Origin of the sequence: Bacillus sp. AFS002410 (assembly GCF_002556365.1) — a bacterium.
Lineage (GTDB): Bacteria > Bacillota > Bacilli > Bacillales > Bacillaceae_G > Gottfriedia.
Genome location: NZ_NUEU01000061.1, coordinates 1 through 848, shown reverse-complemented (window position 1 = coordinate 848; position 848 = coordinate 1). Strand labels below are relative to the sequence as shown.

At 33.6% G+C, this 848-nt stretch carries 1 protein-coding gene; it reads left to right on the top strand.

Annotated features, from left to right (window positions below):
* Positions 1-153 precede the first annotated feature (153 nt).
* The gene (locus CN692_RS19235; RefSeq protein WP_098120746.1) at positions 154-633 is read left to right on the top strand and encodes a hypothetical protein; all 480 of its coding nucleotides are present in this window, start codon (positions 154-156) and stop codon (positions 631-633) included.
* Positions 634-848: the final 215 nt, after the last annotated feature.

The following is an 848-nucleotide window of genomic DNA, read 5'->3' as shown; positions in this document are numbered from 1 at the left end:
ATTTAAGTTAGCATTTGTACATAACCGTGGTCACTGTATGTGGCTATTTTTTTTAGTAACTGGCAGTATAGTTATATAAGGTACATAAAGGAAAAAGTAAGCTTTTTGCCGAATAAACTGATTAGTACACCATAGAGAGAAAGGAATGAATTTATGAAAAGTGATGAAGAACTTCAAGGCATGCTTAAACGAAAATTTGTTACTGCCATCTATGCGAGCACGCTATTTAGCATCGTGTTTGCTCTAATTGATCCAGAACCGTTTGATGAACCAATCACTTCTATTCAGCACTATTTTTCAGATGTTATTGGAATTATCCCTATTTATCTAATGTATAGTTTACCGTTTTATCTTATCTATGGGATAATCACATCGTTTTTGAGTGAGACAATCGCAAATCGGTTTGCAAGTCGCAAAAAAAGCTTATGGCTAACCATCTGTGGAATTTTTCATTTACTATTCGGTCTAATTCTCTTATTACCTGGATTACTTGCTTCTTCAATTTATTTTCTCGTTGATCTATGGTTGAAAAAAAGAAATAGTCCGTTTACGACAATCCAACGAATCAAATTGTTTGCTACACCTATCGTTGTTTGGTTACTCACGATGAGTTTCGTCTGGTTGAAAGGGTAACAGAGACGTCTAGTCTAATCGATTCCTTATGCAACTAAACCAGCTAATAGTTTGTCAATAATTTTCAATAAAAAAATTTTGTGACTCATGTTATACTATTTTTGACATGCCAAATAATCTTCCACTCATTCGAAAATTGGAAGATTATGGTAATTGAAAGTGGTTCAGATTTTAAGCTAGATCTTGGAAAGTGGTTTTGCTTTTTAACAGGGCAT

What these genes read in the sequence shown, in the direction of transcription:
- CN692_RS19235 (WP_098120746.1), top strand. Translation starts at nt 154, where the DNA reads ATGAAAAGTGATGAAGAACTTCAAGGCATGCTTAAACGAAAATTTGTT.